At 42.0% G+C, this 23,916-nt stretch carries 15 protein-coding genes and 1 pseudogene; 14 read left to right on the top strand and 2 right to left on the bottom strand.

Translation table 11 applies throughout. The features are described 5' to 3' along the window. Window position 1: 1 nt before the first annotated feature. Window positions 2-343, bottom strand: coding sequence for a DUF433 domain-containing protein (locus tag ACKTT2_RS24055; protein ID WP_407891245.1), 342 nt, complete (start codon window positions 341-343; stop codon window positions 2-4). Window positions 344-834: 491 nt separating this feature from the next. Then, window positions 835-1,731 (bottom strand): cation diffusion facilitator family transporter, encoded by an 897-nt coding sequence (locus ACKTT2_RS24050; RefSeq protein ID WP_407891221.1) that lies wholly within the window; start codon window positions 1,729-1,731, stop codon window positions 835-837. Between the two features lie 284 nt (window positions 1,732-2,015). Here ACKTT2_RS24050 and ACKTT2_RS24045 point away from each other — a divergent pair, with 284 nt between their 5' ends. The 14 genes and pseudogenes from ACKTT2_RS24045 (at window position 2,016) to ACKTT2_RS23980 (ending at window position 23,913) form a co-directional block, all read left to right on the top strand. Beyond that, window positions 2,016-3,662 carry an alpha-amylase family protein gene (locus ACKTT2_RS24045; protein WP_407891218.1) on the top strand — a complete coding sequence of 549 codons (1,647 nt, stop codon included), beginning with the start codon at window positions 2,016-2,018 and terminating at the stop codon, window positions 3,660-3,662. Between the two features lie 278 nt (window positions 3,663-3,940). After that, on the top strand, window positions 3,941-4,618 hold the full coding sequence (locus ACKTT2_RS24040; protein ID WP_407891216.1) for a hypothetical protein: 678 nt from the start codon (window positions 3,941-3,943) through the stop codon (window positions 4,616-4,618). 132 nt (window positions 4,619-4,750) lie between these two features. Beyond that, a complete protein-coding gene (locus tag ACKTT2_RS24035; protein ID WP_407891214.1) occupies window positions 4,751-5,734 on the top strand; it encodes a glycosyltransferase family 2 protein in 984 nt (327 codons plus the stop codon). Window positions 5,735-5,940: 206 nt separating this feature from the next. Then, complete coding sequence (rpsB, locus tag ACKTT2_RS24030; protein ID WP_407891212.1) at window positions 5,941-6,738, top strand: 30S ribosomal protein S2; 798 nt, start codon at window positions 5,941-5,943, stop codon at window positions 6,736-6,738. Between the two features lie 163 nt (window positions 6,739-6,901). Beyond that, window positions 6,902-7,843 carry a translation elongation factor Ts gene (gene tsf / locus ACKTT2_RS24025; RefSeq protein ID WP_407891210.1) on the top strand — a complete coding sequence of 314 codons (942 nt, stop codon included), beginning with the start codon at window positions 6,902-6,904 and terminating at the stop codon, window positions 7,841-7,843. Window positions 7,844-8,084: 241 nt separating this feature from the next. Then, window positions 8,085-9,122: a primosomal protein gene (locus tag ACKTT2_RS24020; RefSeq protein ID WP_407891243.1), complete on the top strand. Its 1,038-nt coding sequence runs from the start codon at window positions 8,085-8,087 to the stop codon at window positions 9,120-9,122. A gap of 84 nt (window positions 9,123-9,206) precedes the next feature. After that, entirely contained in the window at window positions 9,207-11,849 is a 2,643-nt protein-coding gene (recG, locus tag ACKTT2_RS24015) for an ATP-dependent DNA helicase RecG (RefSeq protein ID WP_407891208.1), read from the top strand. Between the two features lie 693 nt (window positions 11,850-12,542). Next, the gene (locus tag ACKTT2_RS24010; RefSeq protein ID WP_407891206.1) at window positions 12,543-15,686 is read left to right on the top strand and encodes a tetratricopeptide repeat protein; all 3,144 of its coding nucleotides are present in this window, start codon (window positions 12,543-12,545) and stop codon (window positions 15,684-15,686) included. A gap of 76 nt (window positions 15,687-15,762) precedes the next feature. Beyond that, window positions 15,763-18,645, top strand: a complete 2,883-nt coding sequence (locus tag ACKTT2_RS24005; RefSeq protein WP_407891203.1) for a CHAT domain-containing protein — start codon at window positions 15,763-15,765, stop codon at window positions 18,643-18,645. Window positions 18,646-18,649: 4 nt separating this feature from the next. Beyond that, window positions 18,650-19,138, top strand: a complete 489-nt coding sequence (locus ACKTT2_RS24000) for a type 1 periplasmic-binding domain-containing protein (protein WP_407891201.1) — start codon at window positions 18,650-18,652, stop codon at window positions 19,136-19,138. Continuing rightward, window positions 19,135-20,472 (top strand): hypothetical protein, encoded by a 1,338-nt coding sequence (locus ACKTT2_RS23995; RefSeq protein WP_407891199.1) that lies wholly within the window; start codon window positions 19,135-19,137, stop codon window positions 20,470-20,472. Before ACKTT2_RS24000 ends, ACKTT2_RS23995 begins: the two co-directional genes overlap by 4 nt. Window positions 20,473-20,510: 38 nt before the next feature. Continuing rightward, a pseudogene (locus ACKTT2_RS23990) lies at window positions 20,511-20,879 on the top strand (helicase-related protein); the annotation flags it as partial. A 266-nt stretch (window positions 20,880-21,145) separates the two neighbouring features. Then, window positions 21,146-21,559: a hypothetical protein gene (locus ACKTT2_RS23985; RefSeq protein ID WP_407891197.1), complete on the top strand. Its 414-nt coding sequence runs from the start codon at window positions 21,146-21,148 to the stop codon at window positions 21,557-21,559. A 185-nt stretch (window positions 21,560-21,744) separates the two neighbouring features. Then, window positions 21,745-23,913 carry an AAA-like domain-containing protein gene (locus ACKTT2_RS23980; protein WP_407891195.1) on the top strand — a complete coding sequence of 723 codons (2,169 nt, stop codon included), beginning with the start codon at window positions 21,745-21,747 and terminating at the stop codon, window positions 23,911-23,913. Window positions 23,914-23,916: the final 3 nt, after the last annotated feature.

Genomic DNA, 23,916 nt, shown 5'->3' with positions numbered 1-23,916 from the left:
CTTAGCTAACCTCATTAGCACGGATAGCCGCTTCGATCTCTTGTGAGTGTGCGTCCGCGTAAGCCCAGGCATTAACTAAATCAGCAGCAGTAATATGAGGATAATCTTGCAAAAGTTGAGCTTCACTGATGCCAAGCTCACGCGCTTCCACTAGTAACCAAACTGCAATACGAGTTCCAGCAATACAAGCTTCACCACCACAGACACCCGGTGTTTTGACGATCCCCCTGGCACCAGTGCCGATAGTTTTGGTTAGACTATGGAGAATTTCTGCTTTTTCAGCTACAGGTAGTGCGAGGATCTGATTTTCCAGTTCTTTGAGAGTCTTGAAGAAGGCAGCTATGCTGGAGGCAGAGGGCAGCTATGTTCACTTCTGTTGGGGATTCTGACCCCAACCGATTGTAGACACCGTCTATACGGTGAGTCCAGTGCTGCAGGCGGGTCTCCCGCCGTAGGCAACTGGCGAACCCGTAGGGTGGGGTTTTATACCCTATTGGCAGAGGTCAGACGGAACAGAGGGTATAGCTTGTTACCTTCAATGCTTATTCCTCCCTTCTGCCCTCTGCCCTCTGCCCTCTGCCTTTCCCAGATAAAACACTAAGACTAATTGATGGTTCAGTTTGATTGTAGTCAAGATAGGAGATCGCTGAGTAAACTTATTTCTTCCAAGGTAGCTTAGTACCCATCTCAGTCATTGCAGAAAAGACCAGGTAAAGAATAACTGCACTGGCACTAATAAGAAATATAACTACTTCTTTATCCATGTTTATTCATGATGAGCTATTTAAGTTACTTACTGTTAAGTATAGGACTGAACTGGTCACTGGTAACTGGTCACTGGTAACTGTTATAAATCATCGAGATTAAATCCTGCTTAAATAAAGGATGAATGGAAGTTGCTGTTAAGAATTTACGGTTGGTAAACTGCAAAGTGACTTCGTGAATACCAAAAGTTTGTTGAAGATGCGATCGCAACTGCACGAGCAAGTCATTACTTTCCTCAAAAGTTGTACAATCCACAGTAATGTGAGCGCAAAGCATAACTTGCTCCCTGCTAATTCTCCAAACACGGAGTTTTTCAACTTTCACTACTTGAGGAAAAGATTTTAGAGAAATTTCTACATCAGCCGTATCTATAGATGGCGGCGCATATTCCAAAAGAGTCAAAATACTTTCTTGAAGAAGTGGTAAAGCACTCAAACCCGTAAAACCTGCAACGAGTAGACTAATAACTGCATCCGCCCACAACCAATTCCAAAGATGAATCGCCATAGCTGCAAGAATCACACCCAAAGAACTTGCAGTATCGGCGATGACATGAAGCAAAGCCCCTCGAAGATTCAAGTCATTATGGGAGTGAGGATGAAGCAAAGTGATGTTCAGCAAGTTGACGATTAAACCGATTGTTGCTACCACCAACATTGGTAAACCTGAAATCCCTTCAGGGCTGTGAAGGTGATGAATTGCCTCCCAACAGATAAAAAAAGCAATGACAAGCAAACTCAACCCATTTGCCAAAGCTGCTAAAATTTCAATTCGGCGATGACCAAAAGTTGCGCGACCAGTTGCGGGCTTCCGCGCCAACCAACTTGCAAGTAACGATATTCCCAAAGCTGCTACATCAGAGAGAATGTGTTCAGCGTCTGCCTGTAAAGATAGGCTACCACTCCACAAACCCACACTCCACTCGGTTACAAAAAACCCAACAAGCAAACAGACAATGATTGACAAAAGTCTGGTTTTGTGTGTAGCTGTCGTTAGTGTATCTTGGCACGCGCATTCGCACTTTTGAACTGAGAGCATAACTTAAGAACTTGTGTGTCAATATATTTTTAACACAGCAATACAGTAATCACTGTACGTTCGCTCCCGATTGAAGGATAAGAAGAATGGGAATGGTTACAACAAGCAAATCTAGCTCTATCGATAGATATTCTTTGAAGAACAAGTAAAGTTACGATGGCGAAGGCGATTGTGCGGAGCGCAGACGCCAAGAGCGTATCGCTGTAACTATTATGCTAGACCTCTGGTACAAAAGTGCTGTTATCTATTGCATCGATGTAGAAACCTTTATGGATGGTAACGGCGATGGAATAGGAGACTTTGAGGGACTGATCGATCGCTTAGATTATATTGCGGGTTTAGGGATTAACTGTATCTGGCTTATGCCATTTTATCCCACTCCAAACCGAGATAATGGCTATGACATTACGGATTACTACAGTGTAGATCCGCGTTTGGGAACATTAGGAGACTTTGTTGAATTTCTACGTCAGGCAAACAATCGGGGTATGCGCGTCATTGTTGACTTAGTAATCAATCACACCTCGATCGATCATCCTTGGTTTAAAGCTGCTTGCAAAGACCCAGATTCTAAATACCGGGATTATTATGTCTGGTCAGAAGAAAAACCTGCTGATGCAGAAGAAGGGATTATTTTCCCTGGCTATCAAGAGAGTACTTGGACTTATAACGAAGAAGCTGGAGCCTATTACTTTCACCGCTTCTTTGAACACCAAGCAGATTTAAATATTGGTAATCCTCAAGTTCGGGAAGAATTCTACAAAATCATGGGATTCTGGCTCCAATTGGGGATTGCTGGCTTTCGAGTTGATGCGGCTCCGTTCTTAATTGAGCTAAAGGGTATTGAAAAACAGGCAGATATTAAAGACCCTTACCGTTATCTCAAGGAGATGCGGAACTTTCTTTCTTGGCGACGAGGGGATGCGATCGTTTTGGCAGAAGCAAATGTGCCAATGGAGGATGTACCAAAATATTTTGACGATGGCGACAAGTTGCAGATGTTGTTTGGCTTCGTCGTTAATCAGTATCTCATGCTTGCCTTGGCTCGTGAAGCAGTGGCTCCTCTGATACAGGGATTGAAAGCACCACCAGAGATTCCAGACATTTGTCAGTGGGCGCACTTTATCCGCAATCACGATGAATTGTCGCTGGATAAGCTTTCCCAGGAGGAACGAGAAGAGATATTGACCAAATTTCATCAGGATAAAGAGCAAGTTTGGATTTACGATCGCGGTATTCGTCGTCGCTTTCCACCTTTGGTTCAAGGCGACGAGCGTCGTATCCGCCTCGCCTACAGCCTCATGTTTACCATGCCAGGAACACCAGTTTTAAAGTCTGGTGAAGAAATTGGCATGGGAGATGACTTATCGTTGAAACAACGGGACGCCAGTCGTACCCCAATGCAATGGTCAGCAGAGTCCAATGGAGGATTCTCGACTGCTCCTAGCGATCGACTTATTCTCCCCGTCATCAAGGAGGGGGAATATGGCTACCCACGCTTGAATGTCATTGCTCAACGAAAAGATCCTAACTCACTTTTAAACTGGATGGAACGAGCAATTCGGATGCTTAAAGAATGTCCTGAGTTCGGTTGGGGAAGTTGGGAAGAGATCGAGACAGATAACTCAGGAGTGTTAGCTTTACGCTATCAGTGGCGCGATGGAACGGTTGTAGCCCTTCATAATCTGGCAAAAGATACTTGTACAGCGACTCTAAAGCTAGGTGGCGAGCTTCGCGAATCCCGTTGGATTGATTTACTTGGCGATCGACCCTATGAGCCAATCGAACACCCCGAACACGGTATAAATCTGGAGGGCTACGGGTATCGCTGGATACGTGTTGGTAGGGAACACCTTTGATTAACCAGTCAAGAAAACTATCAATTCGCAGTCAGTATAAAAAAATATCTGAGCGACCGTGGCCGTGCAAGTCAACGGTGATGACTCAGGCATTTTCCGCTAGCGCAGAAACGTTGCGATGAAAAAAACGACCGTTGAAGGTTCAGCCGTGGATCAAAACGAGTGGTCGTACTTTATGAAAAATTCATGAAGCATCTCTTTATTTCTAGGTATTATTTGGAGTGAGAACACTATCTTATTTACACTAAGTGTTTTAACTCAAATAGCAAAGGACTATTATGCTCCGTCCAAAAGTCACATGGCTCATTCCCATAGCCTTAACTTTACTTAGTTTTGGATCGAATGTACAAAAAGTAACCGCACAAACTACAGAAAATATTTACGAATTTAGTATTGCCTACGACGCATTAGCCATTTTTGGTCCTGTCTTTAATGAGGAAAAAAACATTCTAGATGTAGCCGTCTTAGGTGAAAGTATTGGTGATGCCCCTTTTGGGTTAACTAACTTTGATAGCAGAACTTACGGGCAGTTTGACGATCGCGGAACACAGATATTCAGCCGATTTGATGCAGATCCATCAGTATTTGATATAGAAGGCAACCTTCGTAGCGATCGCTACTTTGGTGGTTCTAACGAGTTATTTGGAAGAGCAAGCGATAGCGCTGTCATCGATTTGGTGCAACAGACTATCAAAGGTGGTGGTATCATAAATGTCACTGGTGGAACAGGTATATTCGAGAACGCTACAGGCTTAATAACTTTTACTCAAGAAGACAGGCTGACTCCAGGTCCAACTGATGGTCCCTTAACCTCTAGGGGTGTAGCTGTGCTAAATTTCTCCATACGGACTCCTCAAAGAGTTCCAGAACCTACAGCCACATCGACGCTAGTCGGCTTAGGTGTAACTGGAGCAGCTTTGTTACTACGTCAAAACCGTCGTCGGCTTAATTTTTAATAGGTAAAAATTTTGTAAAATACAGTTCTTGTAGGGTAGGCATCCTGCCTGCCCTTGAAGTTAGAACGTCCATCCCACAACAAGGAAATAATAGAGGAACAGTGTGAGAGCCTTCTCTGTCCTATCCTGAAGATGGGCAATATCGTTGTGGGTGAGGTTGTGTTTTTTAGCGTTGTTATTCCGACTTACAATCGCAAGCCAATTTTAGAAAAGTGCCTGCGAGCTATAGAAAATCAGAAACTGACAAATGGTAACCTAGAGACAACAGGTAACACGTGTATCGAGGGTTACGAAGTTGTTTTGGTAGATGATGGCTCCACTGATGGTACTCTGGAGTGGTTGGAAACACACAAAAGCGAGTTTCCCCACGTGCGAACATTTCCTCAAGACCATAAAGGACCAGCCGCTGCTCGAAATTTGGGAGTGGAGAAGGCACTGGGCGATACAATCATTTTTATTGACAGCGATCTAGTTGTCACAGAGAATTTTCTGCAAGCTCATGCTGATGCACTAGCCAAAGGAAAAGAGAAATTGGCAAGCGATCGCATTTTCACCTACGGAGAAGTTATCAATACCTGTAACTTTGATAACCCTACATCCGAATCCTACAAAATCACAGATTTTTCTGCTGCTTTTTTTGCTACAGGAAATGTAGCGATCGCGAAACATTGGTTAGAAGCAGCAGGGCTGTTCGACACGAGCTTTCAACTTTATGGATGGGAAGACTTAGAATTAGGTGTTCGTCTAAAGAAACTAGGTTTAAAACTTATTAAATGTCCGGAAGCAGTAGGCTTTCACTGGCATCCCCCTTTTAATTTAGAACAAATTCCTCGTCTCATAGAAAAAGAAATTCAACGCGGACGGATGGGCGTTTTATTCTATCAAAAGCACCCTACTTGGGAAGTAAGAATGATGATTCAAATGACATGGATACATCGCTTGCTTTGGGGAATTCTTTCCTTCAACGGATTTCTGAACGAACGGACGATGGCTCCATTTCTACAGTGGTTGATCCGACGAGGCAAACCGCAGTTAGCATTAGAAATCGCTCGAATTTTCTTAAACTGGTATAACGTTCAAGGCGTGTATGAAGCATGGGCTGGGACTAGGGATTAGAGATTGGAGAGTAGGGAGTAGGGAATTTTGTACTTCATATTTCGTATTTTCTCCCCAATCGCCAGTCCCCAGTCCCCAGTACCCATTTCCCAAAATGTGCTAACCTTGTATGGTTCACTAATCTCGCACATCCAAGGGTTCGGGTGTTTCCTGATATTGGGAAATCCACTTGGATGGAGGTTTAACCCGAATAGGAGTTAAAAAACATGGCAGTTGTTTCATTGGCTCAAATGATGGAGTCAGGGGTTCACTTTGGGCATCAGACCAGGCGGTGGAACCCAAAAATGTCACCGTATATTTACACATCCCGCAACGGAGTCCATATCATTGACTTGGTACAAACAGCCCAGTTAATGGAAGAAGCATATACTTATATGCGAGGACAAGCTGAAGCGGGTAAAAAGTTCTTATTTGTTGGAACAAAGCGTCAAGCTGCAGGGATTATTGCCCAAGAAGCGGCTCGTTGTGGTGCTCACTACATCAACCAGCGTTGGTTGGGAGGAATGCTCACCAACTGGACGACCATCAAAACTCGCGTAGATCGTTTGAAAGATTTGGAACGCCGGGAAGAAAATGGTGCTCTCGACCTACTACCAAAGAAAGAAGCGGCAATGCTACGTCGGGAAATGACAAAGCTTCAAAAGTATCTGGGTGGTATTAAAACCATGCGGAAAGTTCCTGATGTAGTGGTGATCGTAGATCAGCGCCGAGAGTACAACGCAGTTCAGGAATGCCAAAAATTAAGTATTCCCATTGTGTCTATGTTAGATACAAACTGCGATCCGGATGTCGTAGATATTCCAATTCCGGCAAATGATGACGCTATCCGATCGATTAAATTGATCGTGGGCAAACTAGCAGATGCTATATACGAAGGTCGTCACGGTCAATTGGATGTAGAAGAAGAATACGAAGATTACGAAGGCGCTGAAGAAGAATTCGACTACGAAGAAAGCGACACAGATTATTCTGACGCTTTCCCAGATGACGAAGACGAAGAATAATAGATCTTAAATGCTAATGGCTAATAGTTAATGGCTAATAGTTAATGGCTAATGGAAATTAGCAATTAACAACTAGCAACTAACAAATAGCAATTAGCAACTAACAACTAACAACTAACAACTAACAACTAGCAATTAACCATTAAGTAGGAATTGAGGCAACATGGCGGAAATATCTGCAAAAATCGTCCAAGAGCTACGCCAGAAAACTGGTGCTGGCATGATGGACTGCAAAAAGGCACTGCAACAAACTGATGGCGATATAGAAAAAGCTATCGAGTGGCTGCGACAAAAAGGCATTGCAAAAGCCGAAAAGGGAGCAGGACGGATTGCGGCAGAAGGTCTAGTGGAAAACTATATTCAACCAGATGGGCAGGTTGGCGTACTTATAGAAGTCAATTGTCAAACTGATTTTGTTGCTCGTAATGAGGCTTTCAAAGCCCTAGTTCAAAACTTGGCAAAACAAGCAGCGACTGCTGATAGTGTAGAGTCTTTATTGGCTCAACCTTATATAGAAGATGAAAGCGTTAAGGTTGAAGATGTTCTCAAGCAAAGTATTGCTCAGTTAGGTGAAAATATTCAAGTTCGTCGATTCACTAAATTTGACCTTGCACAAGGAACACAAGGGGTCATAGACAGTTACATCCACACTGGCGGTCGAGTTGGTGTATTGGTTGAACTGAATACCCAAACCGCAGGGGGAGGAAGCGAGTCAAGCCAAACTCTAGCACGTAATATTGCTATGCAAGTAGCAGCTTGCCCTAACGTTGAGTATGTTAACGTAGATGAAATTCCTGCTGATGTCGTCCAAAAGGAAAAAGACATCGAAATGGGGCGAGATGACTTGGGTAACAAGCCACAAAACATTAAGGAAAAGATTGTTCAGGGACGAATTGAAAAACGCCTTAAAGAAATGACTTTGCTGGATCAACCTTACATTCGCGATCAGAGTATCACGGTGGAGGAATTAATTAAGCAAAGCGCAGGACAAGCAGGCGGAAGCGTCCACGTTCGTCGCTTTACTCGCTACGTACTCGGTGAGGGTATCGAGAAGCAAGAAAGCAATTTTGCTGAAGAAGTGGCTGCCCAAATGGGTACTAAGTAAATTAACAATAGCTGACGGTCAATAGTTTAATAAGAATTATTGACTCTTGTTGACAAAAGTTCATCGCGTTAATTATGAGGAACTGCAAGATCCTCGACTTCTTTAAGAAGTCGGGGATCTGAGCAAACCGCTCCCTCAAAACTTATGAGATAGAGAACTACTAGCGTTCTTAAACAAATTTATCCTACAATAATTAAGTGCATTTGTACCATATTAGGTTCAGATGGGCTATAAAAAAGATATGGCAAGAGCTATTGAACGAATAGAACGGGATATTCAGGCATTAGAAGAGGCAATTCGGGCGATCGCTCAAGAACTTCAAAATGCCTACGCTAATTATTTAACAACCTTGGGACAAACTGTACGACAACAGTTAAATCAAGCAACTTACTATCTATGTACCCAAGGATATCCTGAGAATTTTTTGAGTTTGTCTTTAAATCAGCGCCAGCAATTACAACAATCTATCCGTAAATTCGGTCAGCAAACAGCAGAACAGTTGGAAGCGTTAATTAAAAGCGAGCAGCAGGAAGCCAGTCAAGATGAGGCAATAGATGAAAAACGGGACAATGGGCAAGATGAAGATAATGAGGGAGAAAGGGTAGATCTCGCGAATGAGCAAGAAGAAACAACTCGGAACAATGAAGAAATGGAGATAAAAGAGGTAATAAGGAGCATCGAAGCAAACGAGCAAGAAAGCCACAAGGAGGAAAAACAAGAAAAACCTTCATTGTTTGCCTCACCTCTGTCTCCTCCATCGCCTATATCTGCCTTCTTCTCCTTGTCTGCGCGATCGCCAGTCCCCTTACCCCCATTTCCAAACACCTCGAACCCCGTACAAATACTTAAGTGGCAGCATAATTTGGAAAAAGCAGTGCAAGACAAGCTGAAATTGGTTTCGCGTGATGCTAATCTTTTGTTACAAAGGTCGGGTATATTGCCTAAAAAATTACCAGAACCCGTTTTGGAAGCAGCAGCAGCAGCAGCTTCAGAAGCAGCCAGTGAAGTTATGCCAGGACCTCCTAACCTACTCAGCTTAGTCATTGAAATTGACAACGAGCAGCAGTCAGAAGAACCAAACTTGACACAGATTATGGCTCTTAATCTCCGAGTTGGAGAAATTGAGTTTAATGATGTAACGCTGTCATCTTGTCGCAAACAGATTCGGAGTATCCTCGTTCAACTCAACAGGTTAGGACAGGAGTACCAAAAGAAACAGAGAGAACGGTCAATTGCTCAAGCAGAAGCAGCTTGGCGTGCTATCTGGTCTGACGAATAATTTGTCATTTGTCATTTGTCCTTTGTCATTTGTAGAAGTATTGATGCCCAATCCCCAGTACCCAATCCCCAATCCCCAGTACCCATGATTAATGACAAGCCAGATTGGATACGATTACAGAAAGCGCTAGCTATAGAGGCAGAAAAGGGTTTTACCGATTTAATGGGTAAGCAATACCGCTTCAGTGAGTTTTTTACCCTAACTTTCGGTAAATTTCCCATAGGTTTTCCTACCACAGAACGCCGTCGCTGGCAAGATTTCTCGACTGAATTTGCTAATTATTCCAATCTGGACTTGCAAGATAGACAACATTTAATCTCAGAAACTCGTAAATATCTTTATCAGTTACAACAAACCGTCGAGAAGGAAACAACAACATCCTCTTCATCCCCATTTACCTCATCTCCATCTTCATCCTCCTCATCTGCTCCATCTTCTTCATCACCATCCTCATTCACTTACTCTCGAATTCTTTCTTCTCAATCCCCAACCCCTAGCGCTCAATCTCCAACCTCCAGTCCCCAATCGCCAGTCCCCAATCGCCAATCGCCAGTCCCCAATCGCCAATCGCCAATCGCCAATCCCCAATCCCCAATCCCCAATGAAGTGAGTCGAAGACTGGCTCCCAAAATTGACCAAAAGCTTAGGGAATTACCAGAAATAGGAATCAAAAAAGCTGGAAGTTTGGAGCGTCTTGGCTTAGAGACCGTGCGTGACTTGCTTTTTTACTATCCCCGCGACCATATAGATTATAGTCGTCAAGCTCATATCCGCGAGTTGGAAGCGGGAGAGACGGTAACGATAGTAGCAACCGTCAAAAATTGTAACTGTTTTACTAGCCCTAAAAATCAAAAGTTAACAATCTTAGAATTATCACTGCGAGATAACACCGGTCGCATTAAAATTAATCGCTTTTTTGCAGGTACTCGTTATAGCAGTCGTGCTTGGCAAGAAAGTTTAAAACGTCGCTATCCACAAGGTAGCATCGTAGCGGCGTGTGGATTGGTTAAAGGAAGTAAGTATGGGTTGACTCTGGAAGATCCAGAAATAGAAGTTTTAGCACATCCGGGAGATACGATAGAGTCCCTCAGTATCAATCGAGTTTTGCCAGTTTATGCTTTAACAGAGGGTGTGGGCGCGGATCTCGTGCGTCAAGCAGTAACTGCTGTTTTACCTTGTGCTTCCTCTCTCAAAGATCCATTACCAAGTGGGTTGCGAGGTAAGTATGAATTGATGGAATTGAAGGAAGCAGTGGCTAACATTCACTTTCCTTCAGACAGTATTACTCTGCAAGCAGCCCGTCGTCGTCTTGTTTTTGACGAATTCTTTTACTTGCAACTGAGTTTACTTCAACGGCAACACTATGCTAAGACCAGTCAAACCAGTGCTATTCTTGCTCCTAAAGGTGAGTTACTGGAAAAATTCTACGAGATACTGCCGTTTAAACTGACTAACGCACAGCAACGAGTTGTTAATGAAATTCTTAACGATTTACAAACCTCTGTGCCAATGAATCGTTTGGTTCAAGGGGATGTTGGTTCTGGTAAAACGATTGTTGCTGTGATTGCTATCCTTGCTGCTATTCAATCGGGGTATCAAGCAGCACTGATGGCTCCTACTGAAGTTTTGGCAGAACAGCATTATCGTAAGTTAGTGAGTTGGTTTAATCTTTTGCATTTACCAGTGGAATTACTGACTGGTTCTACAAAGATTGTAAAAAGAAGACAAATTCACGCCCAGTTAGAAACTGGTGAATTGCCTTTGTTAGTAGGGACTCACGCATTGATTCAAGACCCGGTTAACTTTCAACGATTGGGTTTGGTTGTGATTGACGAACAGCATCGCTTTGGAGTGGAGCAACGGGCAAAGTTGCAGCAAAAAGGCGAACAGCCTCACGTTTTAACTATGACTGCAACACCTATTCCTCGAACACTGGCGCTGACGATACACGGGGATTTGGATGTCAGCCAAATTGATGAGTTACCACCTGGTCGGCAAAAAATTCAGACAAATATCCTCACAAGTCAGCAGCGCACGCAAGCTTATGACCTCATTCGCCGAGAGATTGCCAAGGGACAACAAGTTTACGTGGTGTTGCCATTGGTGGAAGAATCAGAAAAATTAGATGTGCGATCGGCAGTAGAGGAGCATCAAAAGTTACAAGAAAGTATTTTTCCTGAGTTTCAAGTGGGGTTACTCCACGGTCGCATGAGTTCGGCTGATAAAGACGAAGCTATTAGTAAATTTCGGGATAATCAAACTCAAATTTTAGTTTCAACAACTGTTGTAGAAGTAGGTGTAGACGTACCAAATGCAACAGTTATGCTCATAGAAAATGCGGAACGATTTGGTTTATCGCAATTGCACCAGTTACGAGGACGTGTTGGCAGAGGTGCGGCTCAATCTTACTGTTTGTTGATGAGCAGTTCTAGAAGCTCTGATGCACAGCAACGCCTGAAAGTTTTAGAACAGTCGCAAGACGGCTTTTTTATCTCTGAAATGGATATGCGTTTTCGCGGTCCCGGTCAAGTTTTAGGAACTCGTCAATCTGGTATACCTGACTTTACTTTAGCAAGTTTGGTAGAGGATGAGGAAGTATTAGTTTTAGCGCGACAAGCAGCAGAAAAGGTGATAGAGATAGATGCCAGTTTGGAGCGTTGGTATTTGATGAAAGAAGAGTTGAAGTATCGGTATGAGCGGTTAATGGGTGGGGCAATTTTGACATGAGCAGACATGATTGGAAAAATTAATAAATATACCAAAAACAGTTTAGAACCTGACTTTTCAACAATTGTCAAAAGTCGTAGGGGCGCAAGGCTTTGCGCCCCTACAAATGCTGTGGAACCATTGTGAGAAAAAACAGTTGTTATATCAAATCCGGTAGCATCTGAATGATTAAAAAACCGCAGAGGCGCAGAGAGCGCAGAGAGAGGGGAAGGAGATATAATTCCGATACAAACGGATTTGATATTAGCCGTTCACAGTAACCATCACATTAGAAATGTAGGGCTATACAAACAAAGCTCCCCTGGTAATCAAATGTTCCATATTTAATTTGTAAGCAAAATAATCAAACAACAAAAAGTGTAATTTTTTACCATTATACTTGTCTTTACTACTAAGCTGGATTTATCGTTACTGGCAAAGTATTTAGTGAATGAATTCTTAAAACAAACAGATATAAACTGGCAGATAAGTAGATTTTTGAGATATAATCGTTTACATACAACATCCGTAATGGATATCTAAAAGCGAAATCACTTTTTTGCTTAATCAGAAAGAGGAAGCAGTCATTTTAATTGCTGCTACTTCACATTTAATGAAATAATCGACCCTCCAAGCTATTCATTTTGAATAACTGGGGGGTTTGTCATTAAAAATTAGAGTATAATAGCAGACAATTGATCTGAATACGACTGGATGCTACAAGAAGCTAACTTCTGGATTAACCTTGGACAGCAGCAACTTCACGCGGGTAACTACGGAGCAGCCCTTCTCTTCTTTGACCAAGCCATTACCCGTGACCTGAAAAACATTGATGCTTGGAATGAACGGGCGATCGCAATCCAGAAGTTAGACAACGCACAAGAAATTATTTCCGCGTCCAACCATTCCCTAGCTACAGTCCTACATGAAAGAGGTAAGCAGCTAGAAGAAGAGAAAAATTACTTAGAGGCAATTAAAAGCTACGACCAAGCGTTGGCAATTCAACCAGAATTTGACGAAGTAAGGCAAAGCCGTAAGAATGCTTTAAGAAATTTATCTAAACCTCCTTTATCTTTAGTCATTCAGCGTCCGTTCTCTCCTAAACCTCTTTCTTACCTTAGTTCTTTTACCAACACCTATAGTTCAGCGTCTAATAATGTTTTTGAAGCCGAAGAACTTTATCAACAAGAAGTTCAGGAGCTTAACAAAGCAATGCAGGAACTGGACAAAAAAAACTTTGAGGCAGCCAAGTCCCACTTTGAAAGCGCTATAGATATTAATGCTGAAAACGCCGATGCTTGGCATGGACTTGCCATATCTCTTCAGAATTTAGATCGTATCCAGGAAGCGATCGCTGCATTCAACCATGCTATGGCTATCATGAGTGGTTTTGCCTTGGAAGACTTAAAAATCTACGAAGACATTGTATCGTATTTTAAGCAAATCGACCCGCAGCTATTCAAGGAACCTTCTGTCTATAGTGTGCTTGGTGAAATCCTGAGAAAATTAGGATTTTATCAAGAAGCGGTAGTTGATTACAACAAAGCCTTTCGACATTTCAACGAAGACGATCCATACAACTACCTTGCTTATACGGGAAGTGGTAGTGCTTTTAGAAAATTAGGACGCTATCAAGAGGCAATATCAAATTACGACAGAGCCATAGGGCTAAAACCAGACTATTATCTCGCCTATTGCAATCGGGGCGACATTCTAAAAGAGTTGAAACGTTATCAAGAGGCAATATCTGATTACAATGAAGCCATCCGGCTACAACCAAATAATTATTTTGCTTACAATGGGCGAGGTAATATTTACAGAGAGTTAGAGCGTTATCAAGAGGCGATATCTGATTACAACAAAGCCATAAGGCTACAACCGAACAACCACCTTGCCTACAACAATCGCGGTGCTGCTCTCAGAAAATTAAGATTAATAAATGAGGCGATATCTGATTTTAACCAAGCTCTGCAACTGTCGAGAAATCAGAACTGGCGAGCTTGGGTAAACTTGGGTTGGACATACTTTCAAGATTTAGAGCAGTACGAAGAAGCTTTACGAATCTGGGATAAAGGATTGCAAGAATTAGAACGATTGCAGCAACTACAGCCTAACCCTGAGTACAATAGAGGTCGCGGTGAGTTGTACTGGTGTAAAGGTAAAGCTAATTACCGTTACGGGAGGTTACAACACAAACCCTACGAATTCTGGCTGAAAGCCTATGATAACTACGAGCTTGCCCTAAATATTCTCAAATTTGAAGTATTGCCTGAACGCCAGCTAGAAGTGTGGAATGATTTAATTCAAGTTAGTCCATACCTGAAACCTGAAGGACAAATAAAAGAACTGCTCCGGAATGCGACTGATTTGTTGAGACGGCTCCAAGTAGATCAACTACCTGAAGAGAAAATTAGGCTAGAACGGAAGTTTGCCAGTTTTTCCGAAATAGGAGTAGATATTGAAGCTCAGAATGGCAACGGGCGTGGCGCTGTGGAATTAGCTGAAAAGAGAAAAAATGTTTGCTTGGCGTGGATGCAAGGAGACATCATAGATTCGGCAGATGGCAGTCCGAACTATGACCAAATTCAACAGTTACTAAATTTCAACAGAGCAGTGATTTACTGGCATCTCAGCCCATCTGCTCTGACAACTTTTATTTTGAAGGATGATAGGGAGCCTATAGTCTATACATTGGAACCAGATCCTAATATATTAGGGATGAAGCAGACATTGGAGACTCATGAAATTTTGAATAGAGCTATTCTTCCTAAAACTGTAGAAAGGTTAAATAAATTTGAAAAATGGATGGATAGATGGAAATCAAAATATGAAATGAACCGTAAACAAATAAAGGATACAAAGAAGAACGATGCTGGGAAAATATGGCAGAAAGAAATGAGTAATGAGTTGGATATTCTAACTAGAATACTTCAAATTGAAGATATTATAAATAACCTGCAAGTTTATATTAACGAAATAATTATAATTCCCCACCGTGACTTACACCTGTTGCCCCTCGAAGCTTTGTTTCCTGAAAAATTCACAATTACTCGTCTGCCTAGTGCCAAAATTGGACTCGATCTGCAAAAATCTACTGTAGAAATGGGCTACTTTCCATCTCTACTAAGTATAGAGCATCCCAAAAGCTCACAACCATTGCTCTTTGCCGAGATTGAGTCTGCTATGCTTGCCAATTTTGTCTACAAATACAAAGAAGCATACGTCCATCGCATAGTAGGTGCAAATGCTACCAAAGAACGTGTTTTGCAAGCACTGCAAGTCCCATTTTACAACATTTTACATTTCACAGGTCATGCGGAACACAACATCGATCTACCTCTTGACTCAGCATTAGAACTTGCCAAACAGGAACGGTTAACCATGAGTGAGCTTTTTAATTTGCGACTGCACAATTATTACTTGGTTTGCCTGTCTGCTTGTGAAACCGGGCTTACCAGTAAAAGTAATATCATTGATGAATTTGTTGGTCTAGTCAGCTCCTTTCTTGCAAAGGGAACTAATTACGTCGTCAGCACCCTTTGGACTGTTGATGAAATCTCTTCTGCCCTAATCATGATAGAGTTTTACCGCTGGCTCAAAGCAGGGGAAACTCCCTCTAAAGCTTTAAAACAAGCAAAACACTGGCTCCGCACTATTACTTATTCTGACCTTGCCAAGTGGTATAAGGAGCGTGCTGCGGAAGTAGAAGATTACGATCTAGGCTGCTGTGAAAATTTAGAAAGTGCTGCTAGTAACGCGGAACAAGAAGCAAACAAACACAATGCAACACATTGCCCTTATACCCATCCCTACTACTGGGCAGGATTTACCGTGACTGGCAAAGTGTCTACTAGCTAATGAAATATTGAAGAAACAAGCCTAAGCCACAAAATGTTTAATATCATAATCTGACAGCTAGGAGAGAATTTACTAGATGACCCAGTCACAACCACAGGAGGCACAAGCACTTGTTAACCAAGGTCTTCAGCAGCTTGAAGCAGGAGAGAATGAAGCCGCCCTCACCTCATTGGACTGTGCCTTAGCTTTCAATACCAATAATAATGAGGCTTGGCGTAAACGGGGTGATGCGCTAGGTGAACTAGGTCGGTATGAAGAAGCACTCACTAGCTACGATCGAGCGATTGCAATTAATCCCAAAGATCACGAAGCTTGGTACAAGCGTTACAAAATTTTGTTTAACTTTTTGGGACGCTATGAAGAGGCTTACTCTAGCTACGACAAAGCTATTGCACTAAATCACAAATACCGTCTTCAAGACTGGCTTGATAAAGGTAATACCTATTCTAAAGTGGGTAATTACAAAAAAGCAATTTTTTATTACGATCTTACCCTTGAAGCTGGTCTTAATAACTACGAATGCTGGTACAAAACGATAGAAGGAATATTGAATTTAGGTCTCTATCAAAAAGCGATTGCTAGCTACTATAAATTACCTCAATTCAATTCTAATGACTATCAAAGCTGGTGTAAGCTCGGTGAAAAACTGTATCAGAGTAGTCGCTATAGAGAGGCAACCGTTAGTTATGATAAAGCAATTCAAATTAACTCTAATTACTACCAAAGTTGGTATAACCGCAGTAAAGCACTGTATAAGTTAGGTCGCTATGAAGAAGCAATCTTTAGCTACGATAAAGCAATTGAAATCAAGCCAAATGACTACCAAAGCTGGTATAACCGCAGTGAAACACTGTATGAGCTAGGTCGTTATGAAGAGGCGCTCGCAAGCTTAGATCAAACATTAAGCCTAGCACTCAGTCTATATAGGGAATCATCTTTAAATATAGGTAAATTGCATTATTTTAAAGGTAAAGCATATTTTTTCCAAGGGCAAAAAGACTCGAATCCCGATTCATACTGGCATAAGGCAAAAGAGGAGTACGAGGAAGCGCTTCAAATCTCGTACAGGGAAGGAAAACTTTCTGAACTGTATTTGGAAGTTTTGCAAGATTTAATCAAAATCTGTCGCAAACTAGGGGACGCACAACCAAACCGAAAGTGGGAGAGGTATGTCCACGCTTTGAAATCCGAAGGGGTAAAAGGGTTATATCGGCTGTTATTATCTACTCCTTGGTGGGATAGACCCAAAATTAAGAAAAAATTTGCCAGTTTTGTTAGCCAAATGCGGGTAGATACACTAGCTCAATCCTTAGATTCTGAGTCGCAAGTCAAGGCATTAGAGATAGCAGAAGCTCTTAAAAATCTTTGTCTCAGTAGTTTGAGCGACTACAGATTCAATTCAGGTTCCGACCTCCATAATATGGAGGAGTTGCAGAACACAATCAATTTAACTAATGGATCTCCCAAGTACAGGGATATACAACAGCTACTTGATCCTCAAACTGCTGCGATTTACTGGCACATTAGCCCAGCGGCTCTGACTACATTTACCTTGCAATATAACCAATCTCCCCAAGTCTGGACACTAAGACCAAATTCTCGTACCTCACCACAGTCTTTCTTGAAGAGCGAAACAACAGTTAAATTTCCTAACATAGCTATTTTCTGCCAGCTAAACGAGTTGGAAAACTTGATGGAACGGTGGAAAAGAGGTTATCGAGATTACCGAGATACTAAAGCCAAGCTAATTAGCAAAAACCCAACCGAAGTAGATAATTTAGAGCAAGCTGAATTAAGCAAAAAAGTAACAGTTAGCCATTCTTGGCAGAAACAAATGCAAGATGCTTTGGAAAACTTAGCTGAAATACTTGATGTCCAAAGAATCGTAAAATCTTTAGGTAAGAATATTAAGCAACTAATTTTATTTCCCCATCGCGACTTACACCTGTTGCCCCTCGAAGCTTTATTCCCTGAAAATTTAACTATCATTCGTCTACCTAGCGCCCAAATTGGACTCGATCTACAAAAATCTACCCTAGAAATAGGAAGTAACCCTTCTCTGGTAAGTATTGAGCATCCCGAAACATCGCAACCATTACTTTTTGCTGAAATTGAGTCTGCCGTACTTGCCAATCTCTACCGAGAACCACCTCCTAGTCGAATTACAGGGGCAAACGCTATCAAGAAGGCTGTTTTGCAAGCCTTAAAAGTTGGTGGTGACATCTTCCACTTCACGGGTCACGCAGAACACAACGTTGACTCTCCTCCAGACTCAGCATTAGCACTTGCTGACGGTGCGAGACTAACTATGCGTGAACTGCTCGACTTACCTAATAACCTTAATTATTATTTGGTTTGTCTATCTGCTTGCGAAACAGGACTTGCCAACAAAAGTAGCATCATTGATGAATTTGTTGGTTTAGTCACCGCCTTCCTTGCCAAAGGAACTAACTACGTTGTTAGCACCCTTTGGACTGTCGATGAAATTTCTTCTGCCCTGATAATGATAGAGTTCTACCGCCGCCTTGAAGCTGGTGCGACTCCGCCCGAAGCTTTAAAACAAGCAAAACATTGGCTCCGCACTGTCACATACAGCGAACTTGCAAATTGGTATGGTCAACGAGCTGCGGAAGTGGAAGATTACGATCTAGGCTGTTGTGAAAACTTAGAAAGTGCCGCCAGTAATATTGAACAGCAAGTAAAGCAAAGCCAAAGCACTACACTGAAAAATTTACCATCTGCCCCTCCTTTGTCTTTCGTCCTCCAGCGTCCATTTTCTCGGAAGCCTCCTTCCTCACCTAACGCTCTTGGCAACACCAGTAACACCACATTTGATAATGATGTTACGGAAGAACAGTTTTATAAGCAAGGCACGGAAACGCATATAAATAATTGCCCTTATTCCCATCCCTACTACTGGGCTGGATTTACCATGACAGGAAAAGTACCTAATCAATAAATTTATGAAAGAAACGGATATCCTTACACTACAAGCTTTTTTGGTGACACTTTCCCAGTTAGATTCGCTAGATGAACCTCTGCAAAAGCAGATTCACGAGCTAGGGAAAGAGATGGCTAACGATATGCCACAAGCCCTAGAGCGTCTTAGAAAACTGATCCGTCAGCACGAATTTCTCAAAACACCCTATCAAACTGCTCGCAATACTTTACAATCACTGTATCAGGCAAAACCTCGTAATAAAGTTATATTACCATTAGAACCAGAACCAGAAGATGAAAACTTAGAATTAGAAAACTTAGCTCGTTCGCTTGATTCCCTGAAGATAACGCATCAGATTTTTTCTGCCAGTAATATTGTAGAAAGCGCCAAAAAGGTTCAAACTGAAATAGAAACATTACCTCTGCAACCGCAGGATAGTCCACGATTATCGGATTTAAGTCAGCAAAATGGTTATAAACAATACCATTGGGTATTAAGATTATTCGGATGACTCAATTAATCTATCCCCATATTTATCTATTTGCCTATCACCTTACATCAGGACAAAGCAACCTGGAAGATTTAGATAAACCCAAATTTACTACTTTCCCAGATGGGTTTTATTCTAAACATTGTATAGGTGATAGTGATACTCTGCTGATTGCTTGCGCGGTTGCAGATAAGGTAACTCCTCCCGAAAAACCTTGTTTAGACATTTTAAAAGATAAGTTACTAGCCAAAAAACAAGAATTATCGTTTTCCGCAAGTCTGGGTAAAACTTGGTTGATTACTGGTTATTTACCCAGATTTTCCTATGAAGTTAGTCCTAACATTCGTGAAAAGATAAAAGAACAAATTGCCGAAGAAGCCTACAAAGATTTGGGATTTGAAAGTTTTCCTAGAAATATTCAATCAGGACAATTCATGGGAGCTACAGTTTTTGAAGTATCGAGAAGCCCTAAAAATTGGGAAAACCTAGATACTGAAAATCACCATGTACTGATTATTCTGTATCCTGATTTAAAAACAATGAAAAGAATCGATAATTTTTATGAAGATTTGCGATATTTATTATACTATCGCAATAAAATTATCTGGGCTTATGGGAATACGCGACAAATCAAACCTATCTTGGAAGCAAATTTCTCTCCTACCGACCAAGGTAATGGTCACATTCAAATTCTATTACCACAAGCAGAATTATTAGAATCAAATTTGAAACAATTAGAACAATCTTTAGAAAAAAACTATCGTGATTTAGCTTGGTATGCCGAAAATGTTGCTTTCTTAGAAGTTCAAAAGCAAACTCTTAAAACAAACCTTTATAACTTTAAACAAAGGTTGGAAACTATTGAACGCAAAGCAGAAGAACTAGCTCATAATTCTACTAACTTGAATATTATAAAAAAATTTAGTGAAATTGTAGAATATAAATATTTAGCTCAAGTTGAACAAGATTATATCGCGCTTAGCCCAGGCTTAATATTGCGGGATAAATGGATAGACACTATTAGAGGAATTGTTGAAATCAGACAGGCACAGTTAAATGAGCAAAAAGAAGAACGCGATCGCCGCCTTGAAAACCGAATCGCAGCAGTCGGTGTCGGCGTAGGAGTAGCCTCCACAGCATCTTCTGCTTTTTCAGCACTCGTGAAAGACTTTACTCGGTTCTATCCCGTAAAGGTAGACTCAAAAAAACTTCCTTGGGGTGAGCCGTTATCTAATTTAATGGTTATTATCCTGTTCAGCATTTTGTTTGGAGTCGTAAGCAGCTGGTTCACTCTATGGATTTTAGATAGGCGACGAGTACACGATCCTAAAAGGCGGTCTAGAAATCGAGGTTAGTAGTCTATCATTAGATAGGAAACAAAATTCAAATCTGAGTTTCGACCACTGTTGTTGAGGTAAGTGTAAACGTACCAAATGCAACAGTTATGCTCATAGAAAATGCGGAACGATTTGGTTTATCGCGGTTGCACCAATTACGAGGACGTGTCGGTAGAGGTGCAGCTCAATGTTACTGTTTGTTAATGAGTAGTTCTAGAAGCCCTGATGCACAGCAACGCCTGCGAGTTTTGGAACAGTCACAAGATGGGATTTTTATCTCTGAAATGGATATACGTTTTCGCAGTCCCGGACAAGTTTTAGGAACTCGTCAATCTGGTATACCTGACTTTACTTTGGTAAGTTTGGTAGAAGATGAGGAAGTGTTAGTTCTGGCGCGACAAGCAGTAGAAAAGGTGATAGAGATAGGGCTCTTGCGTACTTAGCGTGCTAAAATTGTCGAAAAATAAGCTTAAAACTATTGCTGGACTTACCTTACAGCCATTATTAGTTTCAAAACGGTATTCCTTGCTCAAATTTAATCCGTGAGTACCTGTAAGCCTTGTAAATAAAGCATAATTATAGATTTTAATGAAAATTTAGCACGCTATGTACGAAAGAACCGGGATTACATATATTTGATTTAGATGGGAGTTATCTATGGGTTCCAGATTTTGAGTATTTAAACGGTGACTTGCTTTATGCTGCAGCCACAGAAGGAATTAAAAACGCGAAGGTAAAAGATTATGTAGATTCAATTTTGGAGTTTGCTATTGCTGAGGACAGCAAGGGCACAAAATATCTCAGACAACTGAGAATGACATTAGATAGCTGTAAAACAATCGAAGCAGAAATTCTGCAAAAATTTACTCAAACAATCGCTGAACTTTCACTGGATGATGGCTTGCGTTTAGTACGAGAGTCTTGTGACAAGTTAGAGCAGGAATTAGAATTATTAGACAGCGATACTTCTTCAAATCATCATTGTGGCGAAGATGCTTGCAAAAAAGGCAGTACTGAAGTATGTATTGAGTTACCTTTCCATCTTCCATACACAAAATTCGATCGGCAACATCCAAAACGACTGGTCAAAATAATCTGGCAATGAATCGCACAGTCCTTCAGATTGCACGTCATTTTATCCAAGGAAAAGATATTCCCGAAGGAATGTTAAATTTCCACCTTTTCAATTCGGGAATTTTTGAGGCAATTCTTAAGAATTAATAAATTAATCAGAAATGGAGCGATTGCTGTTTGTAATTTCTAATTAGCCCCCCCTCCACAATTATTGCTGTGAAAAAAATCTTAATTTTGACTGCGAATCCAAAGAATACAAGTCTACTACGCCTGGGTGATGAGGTGCGGGAAATTCAGGCGGCGTTGGATCGGTCAAAAAAACGAGACCAGTTTGAAATCGTGACTCATTGGGCAGTTCGGGTTGACGATCTGCAGCCTATTCTATTGGATCGTACTCCTGATATCGTTCATTTCTCAGGGCATGGTGGGGGAAGCCAAGGGTTAGCACTAGAAAACGAACTAGGGGAGATGCAACTGGTCAGTTCTACAGCGTTAGCAGGGCTGTTTAAGTTGTTTAAGGCGGATGTGGAATGTGTATTTTTGAACGCCTGTTATTCTGAGGAACAGGCAAAAGCGATTTATCAACACATTAACTGCGTGGTGGGGATGAACCAGGCGATCGGAGATATCGCCGCCATTAAGTTTGCTAAAGGCTTTTACCAGGCGCTTGGGACGGACAGGACTTACAAAGACGCTTTTGAGTTTGGGTGTAATTTAATCGATCTCCAAAGCATCCCGGAGTCTTCTACACCTGTGATTAAGCTGAGAAAGCCTCCCCAGGTAAGACATAAGCAGGTTCAGTCCGAGCGGGTAAAAGCCGTCTCTCCCTCGACCGGGACAACCAGAGTATTTATTAGCTACCGCAGTCAATCCCCCGATCGCGAATTGGCTCAACAGTTTTTTCAAGCACTCACGGTAGCAGGATATGAAGCATTTATGGCAGGAGAAAGCATCCGTCTGGGCGAAACCTGGCCACAGAGAATTGATGCTGAATTAGAACGAAGTGATTACTTTTTGTTACTGCTGTCTGAGCAATCAGCCGTCAGTGAAATGGTGACAGAAGAAGTGCGGCGGGCAAAGCGCTGGCGTGACAGTCGTGCCGAGCAGCGCCCGACGATCTTGCCAATTCGGGTGAACTTTCCAATGAATTCTCCTTTGAATTACGATCTGCGGGGGTACTTACAGAATATTCAGCAACGGCAATGGCAATCTCCTCTGGATACACCCGCACTCATACAAGAAGTGCTAACTCTGTTATCAACAGGACATCCGCCCGCAATTGTTACCTCTGAGCCAGTCATCCCTTACGAAGATAGTCCAGACCATCCCCCTTTGCCAGTCGCAGAACCAGAGGTATACCGAGAGCCTGGGGGATCGGTACCGCTAACTTCGGGACTGTATATTGAACGTCCTCCCAAAGAAACAGATTGTTACCGGGAGATTGTGCAATCTGGCGCACTGATTCGCATCAAAGCTCCCCGACAGATGGGCAAAACTTCGTTGATGGCAAGAGTGTTGAACTATGCCAAAGAGCAAGGCTATCAGGCAATTCCCATCAGCTTTCAGAGGGCAGATAATAAATTATTTACGAATTTAGATCAATTTTTACGCTGGTTCTGCGAGCAAATTGGGCGGCGATTAAAGCGACTGAATCAGTTAGAAGACTACTGGAAGGGAGATAACAGTAAGGATAAGTGCATTACCTATTTAGAAGAGTGCATCTTAGAGGAAATTGATAGCCCGATCGCTCTGGGATTGGATGAAGTGGATTTGGTCTTTCCCCACCGCGAAGTTGCCGATGATTTCTTTGGATTACTTCGTTCCTGGTACGAAGCGGCGCGGTATGGCGATGCTTCTAGCGATTTGTGGGCAAAGCTGCGGCTGGTGGTGGTGCATTCGACTGAAGCTTATATTCCCCTCAACATTAACCAGTCGCCGTTTAATGTAGGAATGACTGTAGAGTTACCGGAATTTAACTCCAATCAGGTGCAAGATTTAGCACAACGCTATGGGCTGAATTGGGGTAGGCAACAAGTGGAACAACTGGTAAAATTGGTAGGTGGTCATCCCTACCTCGTCCGTAAGGCACTATATCATCTGCGTCGCCAAGATGTGACACTGGAGCAACTGCTTTTGGAAGCACCCACAGAAGCAGGCATTTACATTGACCATTTGCGACGGCACTTACTGAATTTACAGTGCTATCCTGAGTTAACTGAAGCCCTGCGCCAAGTTGCGATCAAAAGTAAACCCACAGAATTGAACTCAAAATCAGCATTTAAACTGGAAAGCATGGGATTAGTGAGTTTGCAGGGCAATCAATCCATGATTCGTTGCGATTTGTACCGCTCGTATTTTCGCGACCATTTACAAGACAAAGGGTAGCGA

Origin of the sequence: Scytonema hankhaensis NUACC26, assembly GCF_045865695.1 — a bacterium.
GTDB lineage: Bacteria > Cyanobacteriota > Cyanobacteriia > Cyanobacteriales > Nostocaceae > Scytonema.
This window is presented reverse-complemented; position numbering and strand designations above follow the sequence as displayed.

Excerpts from the sequence above, each read along its gene's own strand:
- ACKTT2_RS24045 (WP_407891218.1), top strand. The coding sequence starts at position 2,016 with ATGCTAGACCTCTGGTACAAAAGTGCTGTTATCTATTGCATCGATGTA.
- ACKTT2_RS24040 (WP_407891216.1), top strand. The coding sequence starts at position 3,941 with ATGCTCCGTCCAAAAGTCACATGGCTCATTCCCATAGCCTTAACTTTA.
- ACKTT2_RS24035 (WP_407891214.1), top strand. The coding sequence starts at position 4,751 with ATGGGCAATATCGTTGTGGGTGAGGTTGTGTTTTTTAGCGTTGTTATT.
- rpsB (WP_407891212.1), top strand. The coding sequence starts at position 5,941 with ATGGCAGTTGTTTCATTGGCTCAAATGATGGAGTCAGGGGTTCACTTT.
- tsf (WP_407891210.1), top strand. The coding sequence starts at position 6,902 with ATGGCGGAAATATCTGCAAAAATCGTCCAAGAGCTACGCCAGAAAACT.
- ACKTT2_RS24020 (WP_407891243.1), top strand. The coding sequence starts at position 8,085 with ATGGCAAGAGCTATTGAACGAATAGAACGGGATATTCAGGCATTAGAA.
- recG (WP_407891208.1), top strand. The coding sequence starts at position 9,207 with ATGATTAATGACAAGCCAGATTGGATACGATTACAGAAAGCGCTAGCT.
- ACKTT2_RS24010 (WP_407891206.1), top strand. The coding sequence starts at position 12,543 with ATGCTACAAGAAGCTAACTTCTGGATTAACCTTGGACAGCAGCAACTT.
- ACKTT2_RS24005 (WP_407891203.1), top strand. The coding sequence starts at position 15,763 with ATGACCCAGTCACAACCACAGGAGGCACAAGCACTTGTTAACCAAGGT.
- ACKTT2_RS24000 (WP_407891201.1), top strand. The coding sequence starts at position 18,650 with ATGAAAGAAACGGATATCCTTACACTACAAGCTTTTTTGGTGACACTT.
- ACKTT2_RS23995 (WP_407891199.1), top strand. The coding sequence starts at position 19,135 with ATGACTCAATTAATCTATCCCCATATTTATCTATTTGCCTATCACCTT.